Origin of the sequence: Janibacter anophelis NBRC 107843, assembly GCF_001570945.1 — a bacterium.
GTDB lineage: Bacteria > Actinomycetota > Actinomycetes > Actinomycetales > Dermatophilaceae > Janibacter > Janibacter anophelis.
This window is the reverse complement of the sequence record NZ_BCSQ01000095.1, coordinates 1-4,840: the sequence shown is the minus strand read 5'-3', so window position 1 is coordinate 4,840 and position 4,840 is coordinate 1. Positions and strand designations below refer to the sequence as shown.

At 71.8% G+C, this 4,840-nt stretch carries 6 protein-coding genes and 1 pseudogene; 4 read left to right on the top strand and 3 right to left on the bottom strand.

Annotation, left to right across the window (positions count from 1 at the left end; genetic code table 11):
• Nucleotides 1–235, top strand: a 235-nt coding sequence (locus JAN01S_RS16070) for an NAD(P)-dependent oxidoreductase (RefSeq protein WP_370670791.1), incomplete at its 5' end; no start/stop codon positions are given.
• Here JAN01S_RS16070 and JAN01S_RS16065 read toward each other — a convergent pair.
• Nucleotides 219–1,802 (bottom strand): ADP-ribosylglycohydrolase family protein, encoded by a 1,584-nt coding sequence (locus JAN01S_RS16065; RefSeq protein WP_068319781.1) that lies wholly within the window; start codon nt 1,800–1,802, stop codon nt 219–221. The genes JAN01S_RS16070 and JAN01S_RS16065 overlap by 17 nt on opposite strands.
• On the bottom strand, nt 1,802–2,587 hold the full coding sequence (locus JAN01S_RS16060) for a T3SS (YopN, CesT) and YbjN peptide-binding chaperone 1 (protein ID WP_157075811.1): 786 nt from the start codon (nt 2,585–2,587) through the stop codon (nt 1,802–1,804). Before JAN01S_RS16060 ends, JAN01S_RS16065 begins: the two co-directional genes overlap by 1 nt.
• 79 nt (nt 2,588–2,666) lie before the next feature.
• Here JAN01S_RS16060 and JAN01S_RS16055 point away from each other — a divergent pair, with 79 nt between their 5' ends.
• Nucleotides 2,667–3,356 carry an NUDIX hydrolase gene (locus tag JAN01S_RS16055; RefSeq protein WP_068319779.1) on the top strand — a complete coding sequence of 230 codons (690 nt, stop codon included), beginning with the start codon at nt 2,667–2,669 and terminating at the stop codon, nt 3,354–3,356.
• A 150-nt stretch (nt 3,357–3,506) separates the two neighbouring features.
• Here JAN01S_RS16055 and JAN01S_RS16050 read toward each other — a convergent pair whose 3' ends face one another.
• On the bottom strand, nt 3,507–4,100 hold the full coding sequence (locus JAN01S_RS16050; protein WP_157075810.1) for a hypothetical protein: 594 nt from the start codon (nt 4,098–4,100) through the stop codon (nt 3,507–3,509).
• A 117-nt stretch (nt 4,101–4,217) separates the two neighbouring features.
• Between JAN01S_RS16050 and JAN01S_RS17700 the strand changes: the two genes are divergently transcribed.
• Nucleotides 4,218–4,346 (top strand): hypothetical protein, encoded by a 129-nt coding sequence (locus JAN01S_RS17700; protein WP_272948427.1) that lies wholly within the window; start codon nt 4,218–4,220, stop codon nt 4,344–4,346.
• Between the two features lie 233 nt (nt 4,347–4,579).
• A pseudogene (locus tag JAN01S_RS16760) lies at nt 4,580–4,840 on the top strand (NAD-dependent epimerase); the annotation flags it as partial.

The window sequence follows — 4,840 nt, the reverse complement described above, 5'->3', positions numbered from 1 at the left end:
CGACGCCCTGCGCTCCGGCCCCCAGGAGCTCGACTGGTTCTACGTCTCCCCGGCCGCGCTCTTCGGCTCCTTCGCCCCCGGCGAGACCACCGGCAGCTACCGGCTCGGCGGCGACGAGCTCGTCACCGATGCCGAGGGCAACTCGGAGATCTCGGGCACGGACTTCGCGCTGGCCTTCGTCGACGAGATCGAGCAGGGCAAGCACCGCCGGCAGCGGTTCACCGTCGCCCACTGATCCCACGCGCGTAGCGGCCCAGCGCCGCCCGGAATCCCCGGTTGGGCGACGCCTCCGGCAGAGCTGCGACGACCTCCCGCGTCGCCGTCTCGAGGTCGACCCCGAGCTCCAGCGCGTGGGCGATGCCCACGGTGGGCGTCCGGGACTGGGCCGCGACGCAGTGGACGAGCACCCGGTGACCCTCGGCCCGAAGGGAGCCCACCGTCCGGGCCGCGTCGGCGAGGACGGCGTCGAGGTTGGGGTTCGCCTCGGCCCCTGGCTCGTCGATGAGGCGGAAGGGCACGTGCACCACGCCCGCCGGCACCTGCTCGGATCCAGTAAGGCAGAGGCTCACCACCGCGGTGATCTTCTCAGGCAGCTCGTCGAGCGCCAGCACGTTGCCGAGCCACACCCCGTTGTCGAAGGGGTGCCGCACGAGGACCGGGCGGCGCGCCTGGTGGTAGTCGATGCGCTCCACCCCGGGCCAGCCGTAGGCATTGGGGCGGCCACCCCGCACGGCCAGGGTGGCCGCCTCGACGAGGTCCTCGGCCGTGCGGCCCGGGTAGCCGTGCACGATCCGGCGCCACTCGGCAGGCACGGCCGACGCGCCCCACCGGGCGCCGAGCAGGCCGCCGGCGATCGCCGCGACCGTGTCGGTGTCGTTGCCGATACGGATCGCGGTGTCGAGCGAGTCCTGCAGATGCAGGCACGGCATCTCGTCGGGCACCGGCGTGTGGCGGATCGCCGACCACGCGGCCTGGAACGCCGTGACGACATAGCCGTTGGGCGTGAAGGTCGCTGGGTCCTGTGCCTCGGCCTCCTCGATGCGCTCGGTCCAGAAGGCCTGCGCCTCCCCCGACAGGTACGGCAGCCCGACCCGTACGTCGAGCATCCCGCCGAGCACCGCGTGCCGGATCGCCTGCGACCACAGCGCGCACGCCTGCCCCGCGCGCTCGTCCGTGTGGGTCAGCGCCGAGACCGCCTCGGCGGCCGCCGTGAGGCGCTGCGGGTCGTCGAGGTGCGCCAGCGCGACCGGCGAGGTGCGCATCAGCGAGCCGTTGCCGCCGGTGCGGCCAGTCCGAGCGTGCAGGTCCGCGGCGGCCTGGGTCATGCGGGTGGCGAGGGACTCATCCGGTCCCTGAGTGGGTCCCACGTTCCGCGTGGGCGGCGCGCCAGCGCCGTCTCGAAGGGACTCCCTTCGAGACGCTTGCAGAGCAAGCTCCTCACGGGGCGATGCGTGACGGGGCGAGGTGTGGCGGAGCGAGGAGAGGACCTGGCGGGTCTGGGTACCGATGTCGGCCGGGCCGGAGGCGTACCAGTCGAGGAAGCCCTGGGCGACCTCGTCCAGCGTCTCCGGGGAGGCGAGGTCCGCTCCCTTCGCCACGGCTGCCAGGACCGGCCACGTCATGGCCGTGTCGTCGGTCCACTCGCCCGGGGCGAAGTTGCCCAGGCCGCCGCCGATCATCCCCGGACCCTCGGGACCGACTGCCGCGCAACCGAACTCGTACCCGGCGCCGAGGGCATCGCCCGTCGCAGCACCGAGGACGGCACCGCACGCTCGGTCAATCTGTGCACTGGTGAGCCGCATCAGGCCACCTCTCCCCCGACGCGCAGCGCCAGATCGTCTCGGGACTTCATGGCGTCGAGGAAGACGGCCATGGTCGTCGTCAGGTGGTGCGGGGCGAAGGGCATCGTCTCGACTGTCGCCGTCTGGACGATGTCACGACCGATGACCTGCCACCAGACCCACGCGTTGGAGCGGTTGAGGAGCCCGACCTCGACCGCGGCTTGCCGCCGCGAGCGCGCCCCGTGGGCCACGCGGGTGCTGATCACGATGGCCGGCGCATCCGGCAGCACCTGCACCCAGACCCGCTGGCCGAGGTGCTCGACGAAGAGGTCGTCGTCCTCGTCGCGGAAGACCTCGTAGTCGTCGCTCAGCGACTCCTCGACGATGTCGACCAGCGCCTCCCGGTCGGTCTCGACGTACACGTCGGGAGCGGTGCGCAGGCCCCCGGTCCAGGCCAGCCCGAGGACCGGCGACATCTGCGCGACCGGACCCTCCGCCCGGTGCGTCAGCAGCTGCGGGTGCGGCACGCCGACAATTTTGCGCAGCAACATGATCGCTCGGTGGACGATCGGCTCCCGCCCGATCGCGTGGTTTTCGGTGTACTCGTCGTCACCGACGGTCGCGCAGAGCGCGCCGCTCTGCATGCGGAAGGCCACCACCGGCACCTCCACCTGCTCCCCCACCTCGAGGACCAGCCGGTCCTGCGGGTGCGCCATCGCCTCGACGAGCGTCAGCAGCTTGCGCTCGAAGGCCTTCCACGCGGCGTTGATCTCCTCGACCCCCGCCGCCATCTCCTGCTCGGTCATGGTCATCACATCCCCTCCCATTCATTTAACCCCTTGTCTACGCTAACTATAACACCTCAACCGCGCTAAGGTGCAGGACATGGCTCGCCGCACCCTCGACAGCTACCCCCGCCCCGGCGTCACCGTGGACCTCGCGGTCCTCACGATCACCGACCCGGGCACCGACGACGCAGCCCTGCGGGTCCTGGTCCAGGAGCGCACCGACCCGGACGGCAGGGTGCTGCCCGGCCGATTCCTCCGCGAGCGGCACACCATCGACGAGACCGTGCACGAGGTCTTCGAGCACAAGGTCGGCGTGCGCCCGACCGAGGTCACTCCCCCACGCCTGCTGCGCCTCTTCGACGCACCCGACCGCGACGACCGCACGTGGGCGATCTCGGTCGCCTACTCCGTCTCCATGCCCGAGCTCGAGCTGACGGGAGCGAAGGGAGAGCTCCTCCCCGTCGACGAGGTGGCCGCCACGACCAGCCGGGACATGCTCTGGGACCACGACGAGATCGTCTCTGCCGCAGTCGAGTCGCTGCGCGAGCGCTATGAGTTCCGCTTCCGCAACGACAGCCCCCCGCCGGACCCCGACGGCTTCCTCCCGCAGCCCTTCACGCTCCACCAGCTGCGCAAGGTGCACGAGGCCGTCATCGGAGAAGAGCTGCACAAGGACAACTTCGCCCGTCGGATGAAGCCCCAGCTCACGCCCGTGACCCGAGGCGGCGAGGTCGTCCGGTCAGCCGCCCAGCGGGGTCGGCCGGCAACGCTCTACCGCATCGCCTAGCGGCCTCGGGCGTCGAGCGACACCCGGGGCAGGTGGACGCGACGCACCCCGCAGGAGGAGATGGCTCAGCTCGACCCGCGACGTACCGGCGGCTCGCCGGTCGCCCCTGCCCTGCTGATCACCTGACGGTGCCCCACGGTCGGGTCCGGCTCAGGTGGTGAGCCGGGTGATCACCACCAGGACGGCTGCCATGACGGCCACGCCGACCACGACGGCCAGCGTGATGGCGAGCGGTCGGTGCACCCACTGCCACCGCAGCAGTCGCGGCCACCGCCGGCGCACGTCCTCAACGCTCTGCCCGGCGACGACGTTGTGGCTGCGGCCGGCCATGACGAGGGCGTCGATCGTCTCGGGCGGCCACAGGCTGGTCGGCCACCGGCGCAGGCAGCGGCCGTCGTCGCCCAGCAGGCCGATGAGGCCACCGACGCCGCTCAGCTGCAGCTCGCGCACCACGACGACTTCGGCGATGGCCGAGCGCGGGATGACCCAGGTGCCCACCAGGCCTCGCTCGCGCACCTCAGTGGGCGTGATCTCCACGGTGCGCTGAGTCTCCCGGGCCGTGATGACGGTGAAGAGGCCGACGACGAGCAGGGCGGCCAGGATCCCCTGGCACCACGGAGCCTTGACGACGACGGGGAGGATCGCGAAGAACACCCCGACCCCGGTCGTGATGACGAAGAAGGCCGGGCTCACCCCTCCGGGCAGGACTCGACGGCCCTCATGGTGGCCGGGCTGCGAAGACATGGCGCCATCATCGCAAGGAGCACGCCCCCAGGCAGGAGGGGTCAAGATCCGGTCTCGACTGGCGCGGGCTGGCGGTTCGGCACGCCGCGCAGGCCAGGTGGTGCCACGGTGGGAGGCATGGATCTCACCTGGGTCGCCCTCTCGGCGACCGGACTGCTGTCCATCGCGGGGCTCCCCTTCGCGATGGCCTGGGTGGAGCGGACCCTGATGACGGGCCCGACCCACGTCGAGCAGCCGCCCCGCTGACCCGCCGCGCGCCACACTCCGCTGGCCGGCCGGCGGGGCAGTCACTCGTCAGCGCGTGCCCGCGTAGACGGCGGTCTTGACCCGCGTCGCCGTCGGCTTGCCCTGGTCGACGGAGCGATCGACGGTCCACGCGGCGGCATCGCTGTCGAAGGTGTCCTCGATCTTTTCGTCCGTCAGCAGCTCGGAGCCGTCGCTGCACGGTCTTCGGTGGCACCGGTTACGCCGGCGGCAACATCGCCCGGGAGGCCGCCTCCCGCGGTCACCAGGTCATCTCCTACACGCGCAGCGCTCCGAACGAGCCCATCGACGGCGTCGAGTACCGCACCGGGTCGCTGACCGACGACGCCGTCCTCGCTCAGGCTGCCGCTGACGCCGATGACCTCGTCGTCGCGACCCACGGGGCCGACGTCGGCGGATCGCCGCTCGTCGACCACGTCGACCGTCTCGCGTCCGCGGCGGTCGAGCATGGCGCGCGCCTGTCCTTCGTCGGTGGC